Below are 293 nucleotides of genomic sequence, written 5' to 3' on the forward strand. Positions count from 1 at the left end.
GGCGCAGCGCCGACTCCGGCGACCACCACGTCGGCCGGGAGGCGCTCCCCCGTGGCGAGGACGACGAACTGCTCGCCACCCCCATCGACCCCGACCACCGTCGCGTCGTTGCGGAAGGCGACGCCGTTGTCGCGGTGCAGACGCTCGAACATGCCGCCGAGCTCGCGGCCGATCGCCTCGCGCAGCGGCACCTGCGCACGGCCGACGACGGTCACGTCGTTGCCGTAGCCGCGCGCCGCGGCCGCGACCTCCATCCCGATCCAGCCGGAACCGACCACGACCACGCGGCGGCC

General features: G+C 75.4%; 1 protein-coding gene. It reads right to left on the reverse strand.

Annotated elements, in window-relative coordinates; translation table 11 throughout:
• The coding region (locus SB717_RS35025) for an FAD-dependent oxidoreductase (RefSeq protein WP_410907501.1) at positions 1-293 on the reverse strand (293 nt) is incomplete at both ends.

This window comes from Priestia sp. SIMBA_032 (genome assembly GCF_046535215.1).
Taxonomy (GTDB): domain Bacteria; phylum Bacillota; class Bacilli; order Bacillales; family Bacillaceae_H; genus Priestia; species Priestia aryabhattai.